18 protein-coding genes are annotated in these 19,650 nt (G+C 72.8%); 5 read left to right on the top strand and 13 right to left on the bottom strand.

Features of this window, described 5'->3' with window-relative positions; translation table 11 throughout:
- Positions 1–124: 124 nt before the first annotated feature.
- The 3 genes from AC5P09_RS36750 to AC5P09_RS36740 all read right to left on the bottom strand — a co-directional run bounded on the left by AC5P09_RS36750 (position 125) and on the right by AC5P09_RS36740 (position 4,133).
- A complete protein-coding gene (locus AC5P09_RS36750) occupies positions 125–1,267 on the bottom strand; it encodes a carbohydrate kinase family protein (protein WP_493878045.1) in 1,143 nt (380 codons plus the stop codon).
- 632 nt (positions 1,268–1,899) lie between these two features.
- The gene (locus AC5P09_RS36745; RefSeq protein WP_493878044.1) at positions 1,900–3,189 is read right to left on the bottom strand and encodes a glucarate dehydratase family protein; all 1,290 of its coding nucleotides are present in this window, start codon (positions 3,187–3,189) and stop codon (positions 1,900–1,902) included.
- The gene (locus tag AC5P09_RS36740; protein ID WP_493878043.1) at positions 3,186–4,133 is read right to left on the bottom strand and encodes a 5-dehydro-4-deoxyglucarate dehydratase; all 948 of its coding nucleotides are present in this window, start codon (positions 4,131–4,133) and stop codon (positions 3,186–3,188) included. Before AC5P09_RS36740 ends, AC5P09_RS36745 begins: the two co-directional genes overlap by 4 nt.
- A 99-nt stretch (positions 4,134–4,232) precedes the next feature.
- On the opposite strand from AC5P09_RS36740, the gene AC5P09_RS36735 reads away from it, so the two are divergent.
- Positions 4,233–5,015: an IclR family transcriptional regulator gene (locus tag AC5P09_RS36735; protein ID WP_493878042.1), complete on the top strand. Its 783-nt coding sequence runs from the start codon at positions 4,233–4,235 to the stop codon at positions 5,013–5,015.
- Between the two features lie 198 nt (positions 5,016–5,213).
- The gene (locus AC5P09_RS36730) at positions 5,214–6,548 is read left to right on the top strand and encodes an MFS transporter (RefSeq protein WP_493878041.1); all 1,335 of its coding nucleotides are present in this window, start codon (positions 5,214–5,216) and stop codon (positions 6,546–6,548) included.
- A 12-nt stretch (positions 6,549–6,560) separates the two neighbouring features.
- Here the strand turns inward: AC5P09_RS36730 and AC5P09_RS36725 are convergent, their stop codons facing one another.
- The 5 genes from AC5P09_RS36725 to AC5P09_RS36705 all read right to left on the bottom strand — a co-directional run bounded on the left by AC5P09_RS36725 (position 6,561) and on the right by AC5P09_RS36705 (position 12,812).
- Positions 6,561–7,553 (bottom strand): adenosine deaminase, encoded by a 993-nt coding sequence (locus AC5P09_RS36725; RefSeq protein WP_493878040.1) that lies wholly within the window; start codon positions 7,551–7,553, stop codon positions 6,561–6,563.
- 20 nt (positions 7,554–7,573) lie between these two features.
- Positions 7,574–8,479 (bottom strand): ribonuclease Z, encoded by a 906-nt coding sequence (locus AC5P09_RS36720; protein WP_493878039.1) that lies wholly within the window; start codon positions 8,477–8,479, stop codon positions 7,574–7,576.
- A 6-nt stretch (positions 8,480–8,485) separates the two neighbouring features.
- Entirely contained in the window at positions 8,486–8,839 is a 354-nt protein-coding gene (locus AC5P09_RS36715) for a histidine triad nucleotide-binding protein (RefSeq protein WP_493878038.1), read from the bottom strand.
- 133 nt (positions 8,840–8,972) lie between these two features.
- Positions 8,973–12,197, bottom strand: a complete 3,225-nt coding sequence (locus tag AC5P09_RS36710; RefSeq protein WP_493878037.1) for a S41 family peptidase — start codon at positions 12,195–12,197, stop codon at positions 8,973–8,975.
- A gap of 84 nt (positions 12,198–12,281) precedes the next feature.
- Positions 12,282–12,812: a hypothetical protein gene (locus AC5P09_RS36705; protein ID WP_493878036.1), complete on the bottom strand. Its 531-nt coding sequence runs from the start codon at positions 12,810–12,812 to the stop codon at positions 12,282–12,284.
- Between the two features lie 81 nt (positions 12,813–12,893).
- On the opposite strand from AC5P09_RS36705, the gene AC5P09_RS36700 reads away from it, so the two are divergent.
- Complete coding sequence (locus AC5P09_RS36700; RefSeq protein ID WP_493878035.1) at positions 12,894–13,292, top strand: hypothetical protein; 399 nt, start codon at positions 12,894–12,896, stop codon at positions 13,290–13,292.
- Here AC5P09_RS36700 and AC5P09_RS36695 read toward each other — a convergent pair.
- The 5 genes from AC5P09_RS36695 to hrcA all read right to left on the bottom strand — a co-directional run bounded on the left by AC5P09_RS36695 (position 13,234) and on the right by hrcA (position 17,754).
- The gene (locus AC5P09_RS36695) at positions 13,234–13,629 is read right to left on the bottom strand and encodes a VOC family protein (protein WP_493878034.1); all 396 of its coding nucleotides are present in this window, start codon (positions 13,627–13,629) and stop codon (positions 13,234–13,236) included. The two genes, AC5P09_RS36700 and AC5P09_RS36695, sit on opposite strands and share 59 nt — an antisense overlap.
- Positions 13,630–13,653: 24 nt before the next feature.
- Positions 13,654–14,394, bottom strand: coding sequence for a 16S rRNA (uracil(1498)-N(3))-methyltransferase (locus AC5P09_RS36690; RefSeq protein WP_493878033.1), 741 nt, complete (start codon positions 14,392–14,394; stop codon positions 13,654–13,656).
- Complete coding sequence (locus AC5P09_RS36685; RefSeq protein WP_493878032.1) at positions 14,391–15,509, bottom strand: nitronate monooxygenase; 1,119 nt, start codon at positions 15,507–15,509, stop codon at positions 14,391–14,393. The genes AC5P09_RS36690 and AC5P09_RS36685 overlap by 4 nt, the downstream gene beginning before the upstream one ends.
- Before the next feature lie 88 nt (positions 15,510–15,597).
- Positions 15,598–16,737 (bottom strand): molecular chaperone DnaJ, encoded by a 1,140-nt coding sequence (gene dnaJ / locus AC5P09_RS36680; protein ID WP_266439653.1) that lies wholly within the window; start codon positions 16,735–16,737, stop codon positions 15,598–15,600.
- Positions 16,738–17,754 carry a heat-inducible transcriptional repressor HrcA gene (hrcA, locus tag AC5P09_RS36675; RefSeq protein ID WP_266439652.1) on the bottom strand — a complete coding sequence of 339 codons (1,017 nt, stop codon included), beginning with the start codon at positions 17,752–17,754 and terminating at the stop codon, positions 16,738–16,740.
- Between the two features lie 161 nt (positions 17,755–17,915).
- Here hrcA and AC5P09_RS36670 point away from each other — a divergent pair, with 161 nt between their 5' ends.
- Positions 17,916–18,647, top strand: a complete 732-nt coding sequence (locus AC5P09_RS36670; protein ID WP_493878031.1) for an MBL fold metallo-hydrolase — start codon at positions 17,916–17,918, stop codon at positions 18,645–18,647.
- Positions 18,648–18,678: 31 nt separating this feature from the next.
- Positions 18,679–19,485, top strand: coding sequence for a DUF3097 domain-containing protein (locus AC5P09_RS36665; RefSeq protein WP_493878030.1), 807 nt, complete (start codon positions 18,679–18,681; stop codon positions 19,483–19,485).
- Positions 19,486–19,650: the final 165 nt, after the last annotated feature.

The following is a 19,650-nucleotide window of genomic DNA, read 5'->3' as shown; positions in this document are numbered from 1 at the left end:
ATCACGGCCGCGTAGCTGAGAGCGGCCTCGCGATACCAAGGGTACGACGGTGGACTGACAACGCCGTAGGGCTTTTATGGTTGCCCATTCATCCAACCGAGTCGGGTGGTGAATGGGCAGAGGCTCACGCCGACCGCCCGAACCCGATCGTCGGCACAGCCCTCCGCAACGGCCACGGCCGCGCCGCCGCCTCCGGCACCAGCCCCGCCAGGAACCCGTACCGCTCCAGCGCCGCCGGATCCTGACCGTCCACCGACTGCACCTTCCGCCACCACGCCCCGATCTCGGACCACCCGGGCGCCGACAGCGACCCCCCGAACTCCTGCACCGACAAGGCGGCCGTCAGCCCCGCGAAGGCCAGCCGGTCGGCCAGCGGCCACCCCGCCAGCGTCCCCGTGACGAACCCCGCCACGAACACGTCCCCCGCCCCGGTCGGATCGAGCGCCTCCACGGCGATCGCCGGCACCTCGGCCGTCTCCCCCGTCCGCCGGTCCACCGCGTACGCCCCCTCCGCACCGAGCGTGACGACAGCCACCGGAACGTAGTCGGTCAACGCATGCGCGGCCTCCCGCGGACACCCCGCCCCCGTGTACCGCATCGCCTCCTCGGCGTTCGGCAGAAACGCCTCGCAGTGCTCCAGGTCGGCCAGCCCCGCCAGATCCCACGCCCCCGTGTCGTCCCATCCGACATCGCCGAAGATCCGCGCCCCCTTGCGGGCGGCCTGCGCGATCCAGGGCGCGCGCTTGCCCGGCGTGAGGGAGGCGATGGCGGCACGCGCGCGGGGCGGGCAGTCGGGCGCGGGCTCCTCGGGGGGCGGCTCGTGGCCGTGGGAGACCATGGTGCGCTCCCCCTCGTAGGCCATGGAGACGGTGACCGGCGAGTGCCAGCCGGGGACGGTCCGGGACGGTGCGAGGTCGATGCCCTCGCCCGTCTCCAGCGCGTCCCAGCAGTACTCGCCGTAGTGGTCGTCGCCGAACGCGGCCGCGAGGGAGGTCCGCAGGCCGAGGCGGGCCAGCGCGGTCGCCATGTTCGCCACGCCGCCCGGGCTCGACCCCATCCCGCGCGCCCAGGACTCGGTCCCGCGCACCGGGGCTGAGTCGAGGCCGGTGAAGATGATGTCGAGGAAGACGGTGCCCGTGAGGTAGACGTCCCAAGGCGGGTCGCCGGGTGTGCGCAGGGCGGTGAGCGGGTCGACCTGGGCCCGAGGGTGCCCGGCCTCTCCGATGTGCGACGGTCCCTTTCCGGTGGACGCGGTGGACGCGATCACGGTGCGCTCCCTGACGTGGTGCCGATCAGGCCAGTCTGCACCACACGACTGACAACCCGCCGTCGTCACACGGTCGCCGCAGGTCGCCGCGGGTCGCGGCAGGGCGCGGCAGGGCGCGGCAGGGCGCGGCAGGGCGCGGAAAGTTGCGGCAGGCCGCTGCAGGCCGCTGCAGGCCGCGGCCGGTGCGGCAGGCCGCTGCAGGTGCGGCAGGTGAGGCAGATCGCCGCAGGTGCGGCAGGTGAGGCAGGTCGCGGCCCGTGCGACAGGTGCGGCAGGTCGCGGCAGGTGAGGCAGGCCGCTGCAGGTCGCGGCAGGTGAGGCAGGTCGCGGCCCGTGCGGCAGGCCGCCGCAAGTGCGGCCGGCGGGGCCGGTCGCGGCAGGCCGCCGCAGGCCCGTAGGTCCCGGACGGGCCGTACCGGACGGACACGCGCCCTCCCGACCGCGCCCGGCGCGCCCTCCGGCGCCGCGGCCGCCCCGAAGCCTTCCCCGCCCGTGTCCGGATCTGGTCGTGCCGGGCGCGCACGCGGGCGCACATGATGCCGGCGCTCTTGCCGCACCCGCAGCTCCGCCGCGCCCGCCGCCCCCAGGAGCGGGACACGCGGCGCGACGGACCCGCCCGGGCCGCCGATGCCCTACCAGCGCGGCACGGTCGGCGTGACCCACCCCGGCTCGGCGACCCGCATCGCCGCCGCGTCGTCCCGCTCGCGCAGCGACCCGTCGCCGTCCAGCCAGCGCCGGTGGAGGAACCGAAGCCTGTCCCGGTCGAGTTCGACGCCCAGGCCGGGCGCGTCCGAGACGATGACCTTGCCGCCCTTGAAGGTGAGGCGTTCGGTCAGCACGTCCTCCGACTGCCAGGGATAGTGGGAGTCGCAGGCGTGGTGGAGGTCCGGGACGGTGGCCGCGACATGGGTCATCGCGGCCAGCGAGATCCCCAGGTGGGTGTTGGAGTGCATGGACACCCCGACGCCGAAGGTGCGGCAGATGGCGGCGAGTTGCTGCGTGTTGCGCAGCCCGCCCCAGTAGTGGTGGTCGGAGAGCACCACCTGGACGGCATCGCGGGTGAAGGCCTCCTTGATCTCGGCGAAGGTCGTCACGCACATGTTGGTGGCGAGGGGAACATCCGTCCGGGCGGCGACCTCGGCCATGGCCGGTGTACCGAGCGCCGGGTCCTCCAGGTACTCGAGGACGTCCCCGAGTTCCTGCGCCACCTTCAGCGAGGTCTCAACGCTCCACGCCCCGTTGGGGTCGAGCCGCAGCGGATGCCCGGGGAACGCCTCGGCGAGCGCCCGCACGGCCGCGATCTCCTCGTCCGGCGGAAAGACACCGCCCTTGAGCTTGAAGGAGGTGAAGCCGTAGCGCTCGGTGAACTTCCGGGCCTGCTCGACGATCCCGGCCGGGTCGACGGCGGCACCCCAGTCGTCCTTCTCTGCCGTCACGCCCTCGGGATGGTCCGCCCACTCGTAGAAGAGGTACGCGCTGTACTCCACCGCATCCCGCAGCTTGCCGCCCAGCAGCGCGTGCACGGGCAGGCCGAGCGCCTTGCCCAGCGCGTCGAGGCAGGCCACCTCGAAGGCGGACACGACGGACAGCCGCAGCTTGTCGGCGGTCTGAACGCCGCGCAGCCCGCCGACGTCGACCTGACCGGCGACGCGGGAGCTGTCGACGACCACCTCGTCGGCGAGGACGAACAGCCCGTTCAGGTCGCTCACCTGGCGTCCGACCAGCTTCTGGGCGAACGGCCGTGCCAGCTCCAGGTACTTGGTGTCGCCGTACGTCTCGCCGACGCCGGTGACCCCGTCGGCCGTCACCACCTCCACGATCAGCCGGGGCGTGTACGGCTGGTGCACGCCCTGCGTGTTCAGCAGCGGCGGGTCGGCGACCAGGATCGGCGTCAGCCGTACGTCCGTGACGGAGAGGTTCACAGGGCGGCTCCTACGAGGTCGAGTCCGGCGGTCAGCAGCAGCTCGAGGTCGGCCAGGTCGGCGGCCGAGGGATCGGTGAGCGGGGCGCGGACAGGGCCCACCGGGCGGCCACGCAGCCGGGCCGCCGCCTTCACCAGGGACACGGCGTATCCGGGCACCCGGTCGCGGAGTTCGACGAGCGGGACGTAGAAGTCGCGCAGCAGCTTGTCGACCGTGCCGTCGTCGCCGCCCTGGAACGCGGTGAAGAAGGCGTTCGCGATCTCGGGGGCGAAGGCGTGCACGGCGGAGGAGTAGGCGGGGACGCCGACGGTGGCGTACGCCCGGGCCTGAATCTCGGCGGTGGCGGCCCCGTTGAAGAAGAGGAAGTCCTCGGGGGCGGCCAGGGTGAGGCGCTGGAGCCGGTCGAGGTCGCTGTGGCCGTCCTTGAGGCCGACGACGGTCGGGATGTCGGCGATGCGCTTCAACGAGGCCACGGAGAAAGCGACTTGGCCGCGCTGGTAGGCGATGAGCGGCAGCCGGGTGCGGGCCGCGATCTGCTCCACCTGCGCGACCAGCCCGTCCTGCGGGGCGGTGACCAGGTAGTGCGGCAGGACGAGGAGGGCGTCCGCCCCGGCCTCCTCGGCGATGCGCGCGAACCGTACGGCCTGCGCCCAGCCGTAGCCGGTCCCGGCGACGACGGGCACGCGTCCGCCGGCCTCCTCGACGGTGATGGTGACGACCTGCCGGTACTCGTCCTCGTCCAGCGAGAAGAACTCGCCGGTGCCGCACGCGGGGAAGACGGCGCCGGGGCCGGTGGCGATCCGCTCCGCCACGTAGGCGCGGAAGCCGTCCGGGTCGAGGGAGCCGTCGTCGTGGAAGCTGGTCAGCGGGAACGACAGCACGCCGTCCGCCATGCCCTTCCGCAGCCTCCGCACCACGGTGCCCGTCTCAGGACTCACCCTCATTCATCTCCCTATGTAGACGACATCCACGTATGAGGATGAAGATTAGGCACGCGAACGATCCCCGTCAATGGGCCCGGCACCCGCGCTTACGATCGACGCATGTCAGAGACAGGGGGCGTCCGCGAGGTGAAGTCGGCCGCGCGCACGGTCGAGCTGCTGGAACTGCTCGCCACGCGGGGCGACCGTCCGGCGCGGCTGCAGGAACTCGCCGACGAGCTGGGCGTGCCGCGCAGCTCGATGTACGCGCTGCTGCAGACCCTGATCTCGCGCGGCTGGGTCCGCACGGACGTCACCGGCTCCCTGTACGGCATCGGCCTCCACGCCCTGCTGACCGGCACCAGCTACCTCGACTCCGACCCGCGCGTGCGCGTCGTACGGCCGTATCTCGACGAGGCGTCCCAGGCGCTGGGCGAGACGATCCACCTGGGGCGCCTGGACGGCCGGGGGGTGGCGTATCTGGCGACGCGCGAGTCGCACGAGTACCTGCGGACCATCAGCCGGGTCGGGCGCCGGCTGCCGGCCCACGTCGGCGCGCTGGGCAAGGCACTGCTGGCCGAGCGGGACGACACCGAGCTGCCCGAGGGGCAGTACGAAGCCCTCACCCCGAACTCGCACACCGGCAGGGAATCACTGGCCGCGGATCTGGCGCAGGTCCGCGCCCGCGGCCACGCGATCGACCGCGAGGAGGGCGTCCTCGGCATCGTCGGTTTCGGCTTCGCCCTGCGCTACGACTCCCCCGCCCAGGACGCCATCAGCTGCTCGGTACCGGTGGCCCGCCTGACGCCGGAGCACGAGGAGCGGATCGTCGCGGTGATGCGGGAGATAAGAGGCAGGATCGAGGCGACGGCGCCGGGCACGGGGGGCGCGCCGCACTGGCGTTAGCGGGGACACCGGAGCCAGGAAAAGGCCCTCACCTACCCGACCTCACCCACCCCAAACACAACGTGTGCCACATCACATGCCCCCGGCTTCTTTCCCGAACCACGTGCTTGATACAAATTGCCCGCGCGTTCCTGTCCGTCGACGGTCGTCGCCCACCCCCTTTCTGAGCCGCTTCTTTCGCATGCCCTGGGAACGCCCGTGTTCGCCCGCACCACCCCTTGGTCCCTCGTTGCCCTTTTCACGGCCGGGTACCTCGCCCCGTACCTCCTCCCGACCACCGTCGGCAGGCTCGACTCGGGGCTTCCGCTGTCCGCCACGCAGGCGGGCGCCATCGGCAGTGCCCTGCTGCTGAGTTCGGCGTCGGCGGGCTTCCTGCTCGCCTCCCGCGTCGAGCGGATCGGCGCCCGGACCCTGGCCCGCGCCGGACTGGCCCTGGCCTTCGTCGGCTACGGCACCGCCGCCCTGACCGCCTCCGTCCCGGCCGTGGTCGCGGGCGCCCTGCTCGGCGGCTTCGGCTCCGGTACGGCCACCACGGTCGCCGCCACCGGGATCGCCGCCCAGCCGGATCCGCACCGCACGACCACACTGGGCCTGCTGAGCGTCTCCGCGCTCGCGGGCACGGTCTATCTGACGGTCCCGCACCTCGGCCCCGCCCACGGACTGCCGCTCGCCGCGATCGCCCTGACCGCGGCCGCCGTCTGGCCCCTGACGAGCCGCCTCCCGGTCCGTACGGCCGCCACCCGGCAGGCCCGCCGGAACCAGGACCCGCTGCCCCACCTGCGCGCCGGTCTCGTCCTCGCCGTCGCCATGCTCTTCTGGTCGCTCGCGCAGAACTCCCTGTGGGGCGTCAGCGGCCGGATCGGCCTCACGCAGGCGCATCTGACGGAGGCGACCGTCGGTGTCGTCTTCGCCGTCGCGCTGGGCGCCGGGCTCCTCGGGGTGATCGGCGCGGGCGCGCTCGGGCCGCGACTCGGCCGGGCATTGCCCGTCGGCGCGGGCACCGTCCTCATCGCCGGCTGCATCGCGCTGAGCGCCTCCGCCACCGACCTGCCGACCTTCGCGGCCGGCGAGATCGCCTGGAACACGCTCTACCCGATCGTCCTGTCGTACGTCATCGGCCTCGCCGCCTCCCTCGATCCGCGCGGCCGCTGGGCGGTACTCGTCGGCTCCGCGTCCTCGCTCGGGACAGCGGCCGGTCCCCTCATCGGCAGTCTGCTGGCCGCCGAGGCCGGCTTCCCGGCCATGGGCGCGCTGCTCGCCCTCGGGCTCCTGGCCGTCACCCTCCCGATGACCGCTGTGGCTCTGCACACCGGCGGGCGCCCCCTGCTCACCGGCGCGGTGCGCCGCCGGGGCGGCACCCCGGCCGCCGTGGTCGCCGCCTCGACCGGGACCCCGGCGGACGCGCTCCCGCAGGCGGGTCTCTCCGAACAGCCGGTCGTGGAGATCCCGATCGACGCCCCGGCCGTCCCTGCCCGGCAGTCCTACGACACGGCAGGACCCCGGCAGGCGGGCACCGCCGCACCGGGGTCCTGACAGACCGACGGCCTACGGGAACTCGTACGCCTCCACCTCCGCCAGATACCGCGCCCGCCGCTCCTCGTCGTGCTCCAGGAAGGACGCGACGAAGGAGTTGCGGGCCAGCTCACGCAGCCGGTCCTCACCGAGACCCAGCGCCTGGCGTACGGCGTCGAAGTTGTCGCCCGCGTAGCCGCCGAAGTAGGCCGGGTCGTCGGAGTTGACCGTGCACAGCAGCCCGGCCTCCAGCATCGCGGGCAGCGGGTGCTCAGCGAGGACGTCGACGGCACGCAGCCGGACGTTGGAGAGGGGGCAGAGGGTCAGCGGGACGCGGTCCCGGACGAGCCGCTCGACCAGTTCGGGGGACTCCATGCACCGCAGCCCGTGGTCGATCCGCTCGACGCCGAGTATGTCCAGGGCCTCGGTGATGTACTCCGGCGGCCCCTCCTCACCGGCGTGCGCCACGCGCCGCAGCCCGAGCGCGGCGGCAGCCTCGTACACCTCCCGGAACTTCACCGGCGGATGCCCGACCTCGGCCGAGTCCAGCCCGATGCCGACGATCCGGTCGAGATACGGCTTCGCCGCCTCCAGGGTCTGCAGCGCCGACTCGGCGGACTCGTCCCGCAGGAAGCACATGATCAGCTGAGTGGAGACGCCGTGCGCTGACTCACTGTTCCCCAGTGCCTGCCACAGCCCCTCGACGACCGTCCCCATGCCGGCCCCGCGCGCGATGTGCGCCTGCGGGTCGAAGAAGATCTCCGCGTGCCGCACGCCCTGCGCGGCGGCGCGGGCGAGGTAGGCGTTCGCCAGGTCCGCGAAGTCCTGCTCGGTGCGGAGCACGGCCATGAGCTCGTAGTACAGGTTCAGGAAGGACTGGAGGTCCTCGAACTGGTACGCCTTGCGCAGCTCGTCCGTGTCGGCGTACGGCAGCTCGACATCGTTGCGGGCGGCCAGCTCGAAGGCCAGCTCCGGCTCCAGGGTGCCTTCGATATGGAGGTGCAGTTCAGCTTTGGGGAGGGACATCGAAGCATGGTACGGGGGTTTCACCGACGCTTCGGAACCGGCACCCTCAGCAGATCGTGCGCGACCGTCAGCTCCCCCTCGAACCCGGCGGCCCGCGCCTGCCGCTCGAACTCGTCCGGCTCGGAGTAGCGCTGGCTGAAGTGGGTGAGCACGAGATGCCGTACGCCGGCGTCCCGCGCGACGCGCGCTGCCTGAGTGGCCGTCAGGTGGCCGTGCTCGACGGCCAGTTGTTCGTCCGCGTCGAGGAAGGTCGACTCGATGACCAGCAGGTCGCAGCCCTCGGCCAGCGCGTGCACGCCGTCGCACAGCCGGGTGTCCATGACGAACGCGAACCGCTGGCCGCGCCGCGTCTCGCTGACGTCGTCGAGCAAGACGCCGTCCAGCGAACCGTCGCGCTGGAGGCGGCCGACGTCCGGGCCCTTGATGCCGTGCGCGGCGAGCCGGTCGGGCAGCATGCGGCGGCCGTCGGGCTCGATCAGGCGATAGCCGTAGGACTCGACGGGGTGGGAGAGCTTGCGGGCCTCCAGGGTGTAGCCGCCCGGTTCGGCGATCACCCCGTCCGCGCTCACCGGCGCCTCGACGAGCTCGACCGTCTCGCGGTAGGCGGTGGCGTACCGCAGCCGGTTGAAGAACCGCTGCCCCGAGCGCGGATAGTGGGCGGTCACCTCGTGCGGGACCCGGTCGAGGTTGATGCGCTGGATGACTCCGGCGAGGCCCAGCGAGTGGTCGCCGTGGAAGTGCGTGACGCAGATCCGGTTCAGGTCGTGCGCGGCGACCCCGGCGCGCAGCATCTGCCGCTGTGTGCCCTCGCCGGGGTCGAACAGGATGCCCTCGCCGTCCCACCGCAGCAGGTAGCCGTTGTGATTGCGGTGCCGGGTCGGGACCTGGCTCGCGGTGCCGAGGACCACCAGTTCACGTACGGACACGTCGAGTTACCCGGGGGGCCACTCGAGGCCGCGGCCACCGAGGACGTGCGCGTGGGCGTGCCAGACGGTCTGCCCGGCGCCGCTGCCGGTGTTGAAGATGATGCGGTAGCTCTCCAGCTTCTCGTCGTCGGCGACGGCCTGGGTCTCGCGCAGCACGTCGGCGGCGAGCTCCGGGGCGGCGGTGGCGAGCGCGGCGGCGTCCCTGTGGTGGGCCTTCGGGATCACCAGGACGTGGGTGGGCGCTTGGGGGTTGATGTCCCGGAACGCGACGGTCGTGTCGGTCTCACGGACGATCGTCGCCGGGACGTGCCCTTGGACGATCTTGCAGAACAGACAGTCGTCCTGAGGTTCCCCTGCCATGCGTGTGCCTCCTTCACGCCGGTGATCTCCTATAGGGGCATGCTATCGAGGTAGAGGCCCGCCTCTTGTCCGACCGAGTCGGGTGGTGGGTGGGCGCAGGCCGGGGGTCTGGGGGCGGAGCCCCCAGGGACGGTCACGGCAACGTGGGCGGCTCCTTGGCAGGCGCCGACTCCAACGCCTCCAACGCCAGCCGAACCGCCTCGTCCAGCTGTACATCCCGCCCCGCCGCATAGTCCTGCGGCCGCTGCACGACCTCCACGTCCGGGTCGACGCCGTGGTTCTCGACCCCCCACTCGTACCCCTCCAGCCAGAACGCGTACTTCGGCTGCGTGATCAGCGTCCCGTCGACCAGCCGGTACCGGCTGTCGATCCCGATCACCCCGCCCCACGTCCGCGTCCCGACCACCGGCCCGATCCCGAGCGCCTTGATCGCCGCGTTGACGATGTCCCCGTCGGACCCGGAGAACTCGTTGGCGACGGCGACGACCGGCCCGCGGGGCGCGTCCTGCGGATAGCTGTACGGCCGCATCCCGCGCGGCACGGCCCAGCCGACGATCCGCCGGGCCAGCTTCTCGACGACGAGCTGGGACGTGTGCCCGCCCCGGTTCTCGCGGACGTCGACGACCAGCCCTTCCCGTGCCACCTCCACCCGCAGGTCTCGGTGGATCTGGGCCCAGCCGGGCGCCTGCATGTCCGGCACGTGGAGGTAGCCCAGCCGGCCGCCGGACTTCTCGTGGACGTACGCCCGCCGGTCCGCGACCCACGCGTGGTAGCGCAGCGGTTCCTCGTCCGCCGTCGGGACGACCACCGCGTGCCGTACCTCGCCCCCGCCGGACGGCGAGATCGTCAGCTCGACCGGCTTGCCCGCCGTACCGACGAGGAGCGGCCCGGGCCCGGTCACCGGGTCGACCGGCATCCCGGCCACCGCCACGATCGCGTCCCCGGCGCGGACCGCGACACCGGGGGCGGCGAGCGGGGAGCGGGCGTCCGGGTCGGAGGTCTCGGTCGGCAGGATGCGGTCGATGACCCAAGTGCCGTCCGCATGGCGGGAGATGTCCGCACCGAGCAGGCCCTGCCGGGGCCCGCCGCCGTGGCCGCCGCGCGGGACGACGTAGGCGTGCGAGGTGCCCAGCTCGCCCTGGACCTCCCACAGCAGGTCGACGAGGTCGTCGTGGGTGGCGACCCGGTCCAGCACCGGACGGTAGCGGTCGAGGACGCCGGGCCAGTCGACCCCGTTCATGTCCGGGCGCCAGAAGTGGTCCCGCATGACGCGGCCCGTCTCCTCGTACATCTGCCGCCACTCGGCCGCCGGGTCGACTCTCTGCCGTACGCGGGTGAGGTCGACGGTGATGTTCGTGTCGCTGTCGTCGTCGTTCGAGGCCCGCCGGTCGCTGGGGACGACCTTGAGCCGGCCGTCGGTCCACAGCAGGACCCGCTTGCCGTCGCCGCTGACGGCGAAGTGGTCGGCGTCGACGGCGAGGTGCTCGATGCGCTGCTGGGCGAGGTCGTAGCGCTCCAGCTCGGTGTGCGGGTCCGGGTCGTCCGGGGTGGCCCGGGAGGAGCCGAGGACCCCGCGCACCGGGTGCCGCAGCCACAGCACGCCGTCCTTCGCCGCGCGCAGGTTGGAGTAGCGGGCCGCCTCGACCGGGAAGGGCACGATCCGGTCGGCGAGGCCTTCGAGGTCGATGCGGGTGGCCGGGGTGCCCTCGCTGTCGGGCGTCTCGTCCTTGTCGGGGGCCTCGAAGGGGCGGCCGTGCCGCTGCGGGCCGAACGGCGAGGGCGTGGTCGCGGCCAGCGTGATCAGGTGCGGGCGGTCGCCGACCACGAAGGCCAGGTCGAAGACGTGCTCGTCGTAGACCGGGTCGAAGGAGCGGTTGGACAGGAAGGCGAGGTGCTTGCCGTCGAGGGTGAAGGCCGGGGCGTAGTCCCGGAACCGCAGCGGGGTCGCCTCGGTGACCGACAGGTCGGTGGTGTTGGCGAGCCGCAGCTGGCGCAGCGGGCCGGGACCGGGGTGCGACCACGCGAGCCAGGCCGAGTCGGGCGAGAAGACCAGCCCGGAGACGTCGCCCTCCTCGCTGCGGTCGACCTCGCGGACCTCGCCGGTCTCGCGTTCGACGAGCAGGACGCGTCCGTCGTGCGCGGCGACCGCGGCGCGGCTGCCGTCGGGTGCCATGGCCAGCCCGAGGACGCGGCCCAGCTGCCCGGCGGCGAGGCGACGCGGAGTGGCACCGGGCGCGTGGCCGGTGGCGGGCGCGAACTCCAGGGCGTCGTCGCCCTCGGCGTCCGTCACCCACACCACCCATTCCTCGCCCTCGGCGCGGAAGGTGCGCGGCAGCCGGGCCCGTACGCCGGGTTCGGCGGAGAGTGCGCGGGCCGGTCCGGCGCGGTGGGTGACCCAGTGCACGGCGCCGCGCACGGCGACCGCGCTGCCGCGCGCGGTGTGGTCGGGGGCGGCCGACCCGAACCAGCGAGTGGCGTTCACCGTGAACGGCTGCCGGTCGGTGTGCTGCCCGCCGAGCCGCACGTCGAGGCGGCGGGGCTCGGCGCCGTCGAGGTCGTCGAGGATCCACAGTTCACCGGCGCAGGAGTACACGACCCGGGTGCCGTCCCCGGCCGCGTGCCGGGCGTAGTAGCCGTCGAGTGGGGTGTGCCGCCGCAGGTCGGAGCCGTCGGCGAGGGAGGAGTACAGCGCGCCCGTGCCCTCGTGGTCGGACAGGAAGGCGATCCGGTCCCCCGTCCACACGGGGTACTCGATGTTCCCGTCCAGGTCTTCGTGCAGCCGTACGAACTCCCCGGCACCCTCCCCGTCGCGGACGTCCCTGTCGATCCACAGCTTGCCCGCCGTACCGCCGCGGTACCGCTTCCACCAGGCCGCCTCGCGTCCCATCGGCGCGGACAGCAGGACCGTGCCGGGACCTCCGTGGGCGACATCGCCGACGGGTCCGTACGGCAGGGTCGTGGCCGGGCCGCCGTCGAGCGGGATCGCGCGGGCCCAGCTGCGGCGGAGGCTGGCCTGGCCGTAGGTGCTGAGCGCGAGGACCTCGCCGTCCGCGGTCCAGCCGCGCACCTGGGTGCGGGAACTGCCCCAGTGGGTCAGGCGTTTGGACGGTCCGCCGTCGACCGGGGCGATGTGCACCTCGGGGGCGCCGTCGCGGGTGGAGGTCCAGGCGACGGTGGTGCCGTCGGGCGAGATACGGGGGTGGGTGACCGGCACGTTGTCGGCACTGACCCGCCAGGCCCGGCCGCCGTCGAGCGGGGCGAGCCACACGTCGTCCTCGGCGGTGAAGGCGACCAACTCGCCGTGCAGGTGGGGGAACCGGAAATACGCTGAGGTTGCGGCGGTCGCTGACTGTGTCACCCGATCACCCTATGCACGCCCGGCGACCGGGGACAGGGGTTTGAACCAGGTTTGGATCACGCGCCCGACCGCCTCGACCGCGGCTCACTTGCCGTCCGGCCAGCACTGCGGCGCCTTCTGGCAGTAGACGGTCTTGGTGACGGTCACCGTGACCGTCGGCCCCGGCTGGTCCGGGTTGTTGACGGGCGGGGTGGTCCGCGCGTTGCAGTTCCCCAGCCCCTCCACGTGGAACCACTCCTTGCCGTCGATCTTCGCGGTGAGGTCCCCGCGTACACACGCGCCGCTGACCGCGCGGGTGACCTTGCCGGTGACGGTGATGTCCTTGCCGTCGTCGGTCTCGCCCTCGCAGTCGACCTCGGCGACGGCGTTCTCGGTGGCCGTGGGCGTCGAGCCGCTGTCGCCGTACGAAGCCGTGCAGTTGAGCCAGCGCACATCCGCGTTCTGCCGCTCCAGCTCGTCCGTCACGGTCTGGTCGGTCGTGTACGCCACGGTCGCGGAGTTCAGTCCGCTCGGATCGCAGGCGACCGTCCCGCCCACGGCGAGCCCGCCCAGCACCACCGCAGCCGCCACCCGCCGCCCGCGCGACCGACGCCGAATCCTCCTCAACGCCCCCATGCGCGGCAGCCTGCCACCGCCCCGGCCGTCGCGGTAGAGCGCATATGGCCACCCCGCGCGCCCCACCTCTACCGTGGACGGATGCGCAAGCAACACAGCCCGCGAAGGCTCGTCGTGGACGAGCGGACCGTCTACCTGTGGACCGTCCGCCACTGGCACGGCGACGGCGAGCCCTGCCGCGAGACCCTCAGCCTGAACCGCGACGGCATCCGCACCCGGATCGTCTTCCGGTCCGGCGAGGGACGCGACGCAGGCGGCGGCTACCCCGGCCACTCGGGCGGCGTGAGCGACGCCCACGGCCACTACGCCAACCTGAACGAACCCGGCGTCGTACGCGCCCTGGTCGACGAGGCGTCGAGGCGCGGACTGCTGTCCGGCGGCGGCGAGTTGGACGGCTGGGACCTGCTGCCGGCCGTGGCCGTCAGCCGCGCAGCAGCAGCCACTCCTGAAGCTCCACCAGGTTGCCCTCCGGGTCCTTGAGGTGCGCGACCCGCATCCGGTCGGTCATCGCGGCCGGTCCGTAGAGGAGGGTCGCCCCGCGGGCGGTGACCTGCGCGCAGTAGGCGTCCAGGTCGTCGACGCGCAGCACCACCAGGGAGCGGTGGCCGGTGGCCCCGTCGCCCAGCTCGTCGCCGAGGACCGCGGACATCATGTCCCGGTCCTGGAGGGCGATTCCCGCGGAGCCGACGGCCGGGCTGAACTTCTCGTACGGCCCCTCGGCCGCCCCCGACTGGGGCTTCAGGCCGAGGACCTCCGCGTAGAAGCGGTAGCAGGCGGCGAAGTCGCCGACGAGCAGGCGTACCTGGGCGAGTTCCATGAACCGTTCTCCCGAGGGCAGGGGTCAGGACCAGCGGCCGGAGCGGCCGAGGAGCAGGGCGGTCGCGGCGGTCCCGGCGGTCGACGTGCGCAGCACGGTGGGTCCGAGCCGGTAGGCCTTCGCGCCCGCCTCCTCGAAGAGCGCCAACTCCTCGGGGGAGACGCCGCCTTCGGGGCCGACGACGAGCACGATCTCGCCCTCGGCGGGCAGTTCGGCGGTGGCCAGGGTCTCCGTGCCGCTCTCGTGCAGGACGGCGGCGAAGTCGGCTTTGGCGAGAAGTGCCGCAACCTGTTTGCTCGTCGCTGCGTCCGCGACCTCGGGGAAGCGGACCCGGCGGGACTGCTTGCCGGCCTCGCGGGCGGTGGCCCGCCACTTGCCGAGCGCCTTCAGACCGCGGTCGCCCTTCCACTGCGTGATGCAACGGGAGGCCGCCCAGGGCACGATCGCGTCGACGCCGGTCTCGGTCATCGTCTCGACGGCCAACTCACCCCGGTCACCCTTGGGAAGAGCCTGGACGACGGTGATACGGGGGGACGGGGGAGGTTCCTCGGACACGTCGGCCATGTGGACGATCAGCCGGTCCTTGCCCTCGGTGCCGACCACCTCGCACTCGGCCCGGCGCCCGGCACCGTCCGTGAGGACGACCCTCTCCCCGGGCCGCAGCCGCTTCACGGAGACGGCGTGGCGCCCTTCGGGGCCGTCGAGGACGTACCGCCCGGCGTCGTCGGTGTCGAAGTGCTCGACGACGAACACCGGCGCCGTCACAGCGCCCCGCCGCGCGACAACGCTGTCCCGGCGGCGCCGAGTTCGGCCGCCAGCACCTCCACCAGCTGCCCGGCGGGCAGTTCGCGGGCCATCCGGTACCCCTGCCCCGCCCACAGCGCCATGCCCTGCGCGTCGCCCGCCTTGGCGGCCGCCTTGCGCAGCGGCGAGGTCAGGTGGTGGATCTCCGGGTAGGCCGCGGGGGCGTACGGGCCGTGCTCGCGCAGGAAGCGGTTGACCAGTCCGCGGGCCGGGCGGCCGGAGAAGGCACGGGTCAACTCGGTACGCACGTAAAGGGGGTTGGTCAGTGCCTGCTTGTGCACGGCGCTCGCACCGGACTCGGGCGTGGCGAGGAACGCCGTGCCGAGCTGGGCCGCGCTCGCGCCGGCGGCGAGCACGGCGGCGATCTGGCTGCCGCGCATGATGCCGCCGGCTGCGACGATCGGGATGGTCACGGTCTCGCGGACCTGCGCGATCAGCGAGAGGAGGCCTATGCCGGCGCCGTCGGTCTCCGGGATGTCACGGTGCGTGCCCTGGTGGCCGCCCGCCTCCACGCCCTGCGCGATCACCGCGTCGGCACCCGCCCGCTCCACGGCGAGGGCCTCCTCCGCGGTGGTCGCGGTGACCAGGGTGAAGGTGCCGGCCCGGCGCAGCGAGTCCAGGACGTCCGGGCTCGGCACACCGAAGTGGAACGACACCACCGGCACCGGGTTGTCGAGCAGCACCGCGAGCTTGGCCTCGTAGCCGTCGTCGCGGCCGCTCTCCGGGTCGCCGAGCTCCGTCTCGTACCAGGCGGCCTCGCCGGCCAGCTGGTGGGCGTACACGTCGACGGCGGCCGCAGTAGGGGGTGCGGCGACAGCCGCTCCGGTGGAGCCGGTGCTTGCACCGGGGTACTCCGGCTGCGGCATGAAGAGGTTCGCGCCGAAGGGGCGGGCCGTGAGGCTCCGCAGCTGCTTGATCTCCTGATACAGGCCGTCGGCCGTCTTGTACCCGGCGGCGAGGAACCCCAGCCCGCCGGCCTCGGACACGGCCGCGGCGAGCGTCGGCACGGAGACGCCGCCCGCCATGGGGGCCTGCACGATCGGATAAGGGAAGAGATCGGTCAGTGCGGAGGACATGACGGCATGTTGTCACGTCCTCCGAACAAGTCCGAATCGAACCTTCCGCCTGGCATAGGCCAACGGCACCGGCGAGAACTCGGCCCCGTCAGCGACCGTTGAACGCATCCTTCAACCGCGAGAACAATCCCTGCTGCCCCGGCTGGAACTGCCCCAGAGGCCGCTCCTCGCCCCGCAGCTTGGCCAGCTCGCGCAGCAGCCGCTCCTGCTCGGGGTCCAGCTTGTTCGGGGTCTGGACCTCGACGTGGACGATGAGGTCGCCGCGCCCGCCGCCGCGCAGGTGTGTGACGCCGCGGCCGTGCAGCGGGATCGACTGGCCGGACTGGGTGCCCGGGCGGATGTCGACCTCCTCCAGGCCGTCGAGGGTCTCCAGCGGGACCTTGGTGCCCAGGGACGCCGCGGTCATCGGCAGCGTGACCGTGCAGTGCAGATCGTCGCCGCGCCGCTGGAACTGCGAGTGCGGCAGCTCGTGGATCTCCACGTACAGGTCACCGGCGGGACCGCCACCGGGCCCGACCTCGCCCTCGCCGGCGAGCTGGATCCGGGTGCCGTTGTCGACACCGGCGGGGATCTTGACGGTGAGGGTCCGGCGGGACCGTACCCGCCCGTCGCCCGCGCACTCCGGGCACGGCGTCGGGACCACCGTGCCGAAGCCCTGGCACTGCGGGCAGGGGCGCGAGGTCATGACCTGGCCCAGGAAGGACCGCGTCACCTGCGACACCTCACCGCGGCCGCGGCACATGTCACACGTCTGCGCGGAGGTCCCCGGCGCCGCGCCCTCACCACTGCAGGTGGTGCAGACGATCGCCGTGTCGACCTGGATGTCCTTGGTGGTGCCGAAGGCCGCCTCGTCGAGCTCGACCTCCAGCCGGATCATCGCGTCCTGGCCGCGCCGGGTGCGCGAGCGCGGACCCCGCTGGGACGCCGTACCGAAGAAGGCGTCCATGATGTCCGAGAAGTTGCCGAAGCCGCCCGCACCGAAGCCGCCCGCGCCACCGGCGCCGCCGGCCTGCGAGAGCGGGTCGCCGCCGAGGTCGTAGACCTGCTTCTTCTGCGGGTCCGACAGCACCTCGTAGGCGGCGTTGATCTCCTTGAACCGCTCTTGGGTCTTCGGATCGGGGTTGACGTCCGGATGCAGCTCGCGTGCGAGCCGCCGGAAGGCCTTCTTGATCTCTTCCTGCGACGCGTCGCGGCGCACGCCGAGAACGGCGTAGTAGTCCGTGGCCACTTACGACTCCGCCAGGATCTGTCCGACGTACCGTGCCACTGCGCGTACCGCTCCCATCGTTCCCGGGTAATCCATGCGGGTCGGTCCGACCACGCCGAGCTTGGCGACTGCCTCGCCGCCCGAACCGTAGCCGACCGACACCACCGAAGTGGAGTTGAGTCCCTCGTAGGCGTTCTCGTGACCGATGCGTACGGTCATGCCCGAATCCCCCGCCTCGCCAAGGAGCTTGAGAAGCACGACCTGCTCCTCCAAGGCTTCCAGAACGGGCCGGATGGTGAGGGGAAAGTCATGTCCGAAGCGGGTGAGATTGGCGGTGCCGCCGATCATCAGCCGCTCCTCGTTCTCCTCGACGAGCGTCTCCAGCAGAGTGGAGAGCACCGTCGAGACGGTGCCGCGGTCCTCGGTGTCGAAGCCCTCTGGCAGGTCCTCCACCAGCTGCGGCACATCGGCGAAGCGGCGACCGGCGATCCGGCTGTTGAGCCGCGCCCGCAGATCGGCCAGCGACGCCTCACCGAACGGCGCCGGGCAGTCGACCATCCGCTGCTCGACCCGCCCCGTGTCCGTGATCAGGACGAGCATCACGCGCGCGGGGGCCAGCGACAGCAGCTCGACGTGCCGCACCGTCGACCGCGTGAGCGACGGGTACTGCACGACGGCGACCTGCCGCGTCAGCTGCGCGAGCAGCCGTACGGTCCGCGCCACGACGTCGTCGAGATCGACGGCGCCGTCGAGGAAGTTCTGGATCGCGCGCCGCTCGGGCCCGGTCATCGGCTTGACGCCGGCCAGCTTGTCGACGAACAGCCGATAGCCCTTGTCGGTCGGGATCCGCCCCGCGCTGGTGTGCGGCTGGGCGATGAACCCCTCGTCCTCCAGGGCCGCCATGTCGTTACGCACGGTCGCCGGGGAGACACCGAGGTTGTGCCGCTCGGTGAGCGCCTTGGAGCCGACCGGCTCCTCGGTGCCGACGTAGTCCTGGACGATGGCGCGCAGCACCTGAAGCCTGCGTTCACTCAGCATCGCGCACACCTCCAGAAAGTCGACCCCTCGGCGCCCCGCCTGGCACTCGTCACATCCGAGTGCCAACGCACCCCGGCCAGTGTACGGCTGTCGGGTACGCCCGGGGCAAGGCCGGGCCTGCGAGGTCGTGCCCGAGGAGGCTTCCCCGCTAGCGTCGCGGTATGACGGTGACTTGGGAAGAGCTGCGGTGGGAGCGGCTGGCCACCGGGGTCGGCCGGTGCCGGCTTCCGGTCTGGGACTGCACGGCGGGGCTGGTCGTCGGGGCGGGCGCGGCCCTGCTGATCGACGCCGGGTCGAGCCTGGCGGAGGGGGTGCGGCTGCGGGCGCAGGCGGAGGAGCTCGCCGGCCACCGTGTGACCCATCTCGCGCTCACCCACCCCCACTTCGACCACGTCTTCGGGGCGGCGGCGTTCACGGGGGCGAAGGTGTTCGGCGCGGTCGGCATCGACACGGTGTTCACCGCCCGGCACGGCCGCGAGGAGCTGCGCGCGGACGCGGTGGGCAACGGGCTCGACGCGCGCCTGGCCGACGAGGCGGTCGACGCCCTGGCCCTGCCCCGCCATCATGTCTCCGGCGAGTGGACCCTCGACCTGGGCGGCGACCGCCAGGTCCTGCTGGCGAACGTGGGCCCGGCCCACACGGCCCACGACCTCGTGGTGCTGGTCCCCGGCTCGCCGGAGGTGGTGTTCTGCGGCGACCTCGTCGAGGAGTCCGGCGAACCCCAGGCGGGCCCCGACGCCGTACCGTCCCACTGGCCGGCCGCCCTGGACCGGCTGCTGGACCTGGGCGGCGAGGACGCGCTGTACGTGCCCGGTCACGGAGCGGTGGTGGACGCGGCGTTCGTACGGGCGCAGCGGGACGCCCTGGCCGCCCGCTTCGGCGTGTCGCTGTGACCGCCGCCGAGCTCCTCCTATCGTCATCCGAATGCGCCAGTACACTCCGGACCTGACCCCGCCGTGGAAGAAGCCCAAGCCGGCCCCCGAGGTCCCGGCCGAGCCCGGCCTGGTGGTCGAGGAGCCGGGGACGGGCTTCTGCGGTGCGGTGATCCGCTGCGAGGCGGGCACGGTCACCCTGGAGGACCGCTTCGGCAAGCACCGCGTGTTCCCCCTGGAGCCGCGCGGCTTCCTCCTGGAGGGCCGGGTGGTGACCCTCGTACGCCCCACCGGCCAGGCTCCGGTACGCCCCAACCGCACCGCCTCCGGCTCGGTCGCCGTCCCCGGCGCCCGCGCGCGCGTGGCCCGCGCCGGGCGCATCTACGTCGAGGGCCGGCACGACGCCGAACTGGTCGAGAAGGTGTGGGGCGACGACCTGCGCATCGAGGGCGTGGTCGTGGAGTACCTGGAGGGCGTCGACGACCTCCCGTCCATCGTCGAGGACTTCGCGCCGGGGCCGGATGCCCGGCTGGGGGTCCTGGTGGACCACTTGGTCCCGGGCAGCAAGGAGTCCCGTATCGCGGCGTCGGTGACCAGCGAGCACGCCCTCGTCGTCGGCCACCCGTACATCGACATCTGGGAAGCCGTGAAGCCGTCGGCCGTCGGAATCGAGGCCTGGCCCCGCGTCCCGCACGGCCAGGACTGGAAGACGGGCGTGTGCCGGGCACTGGGCTGGCCGGAAAACACGGGCGCGGTATGGCAGGCGATCCTGAAGCGGGTGGGCTCTTACCGGGACCTGGAGCCGGAGCTGCTGGGACGGGTGGAGGAACTGATCGACTTCGTGACGGCCCCGGAGTAAGGCCGCGCGCCAAGGGTTTTCGCCCCCGCCGCCCCTACCCGTCCCGTCCCTGGGGGCTGCGCCCCCAGACCCCCGCTTCGGCCTGAACGGCCTCGTCCTCAAACGCCGGACGGGCTGAAAATCAGCCCCTCCGGCGTTTGAGGAGCGGGGTCTGGGGCGGAGCCC

The sequence above is a fragment of the Streptomyces sp. a15 genome (assembly GCF_059026085.1).
The sequence above is the reverse complement of the archived record's forward strand: the minus strand, read 5'-3'. Positions and strand labels throughout refer to the sequence as shown.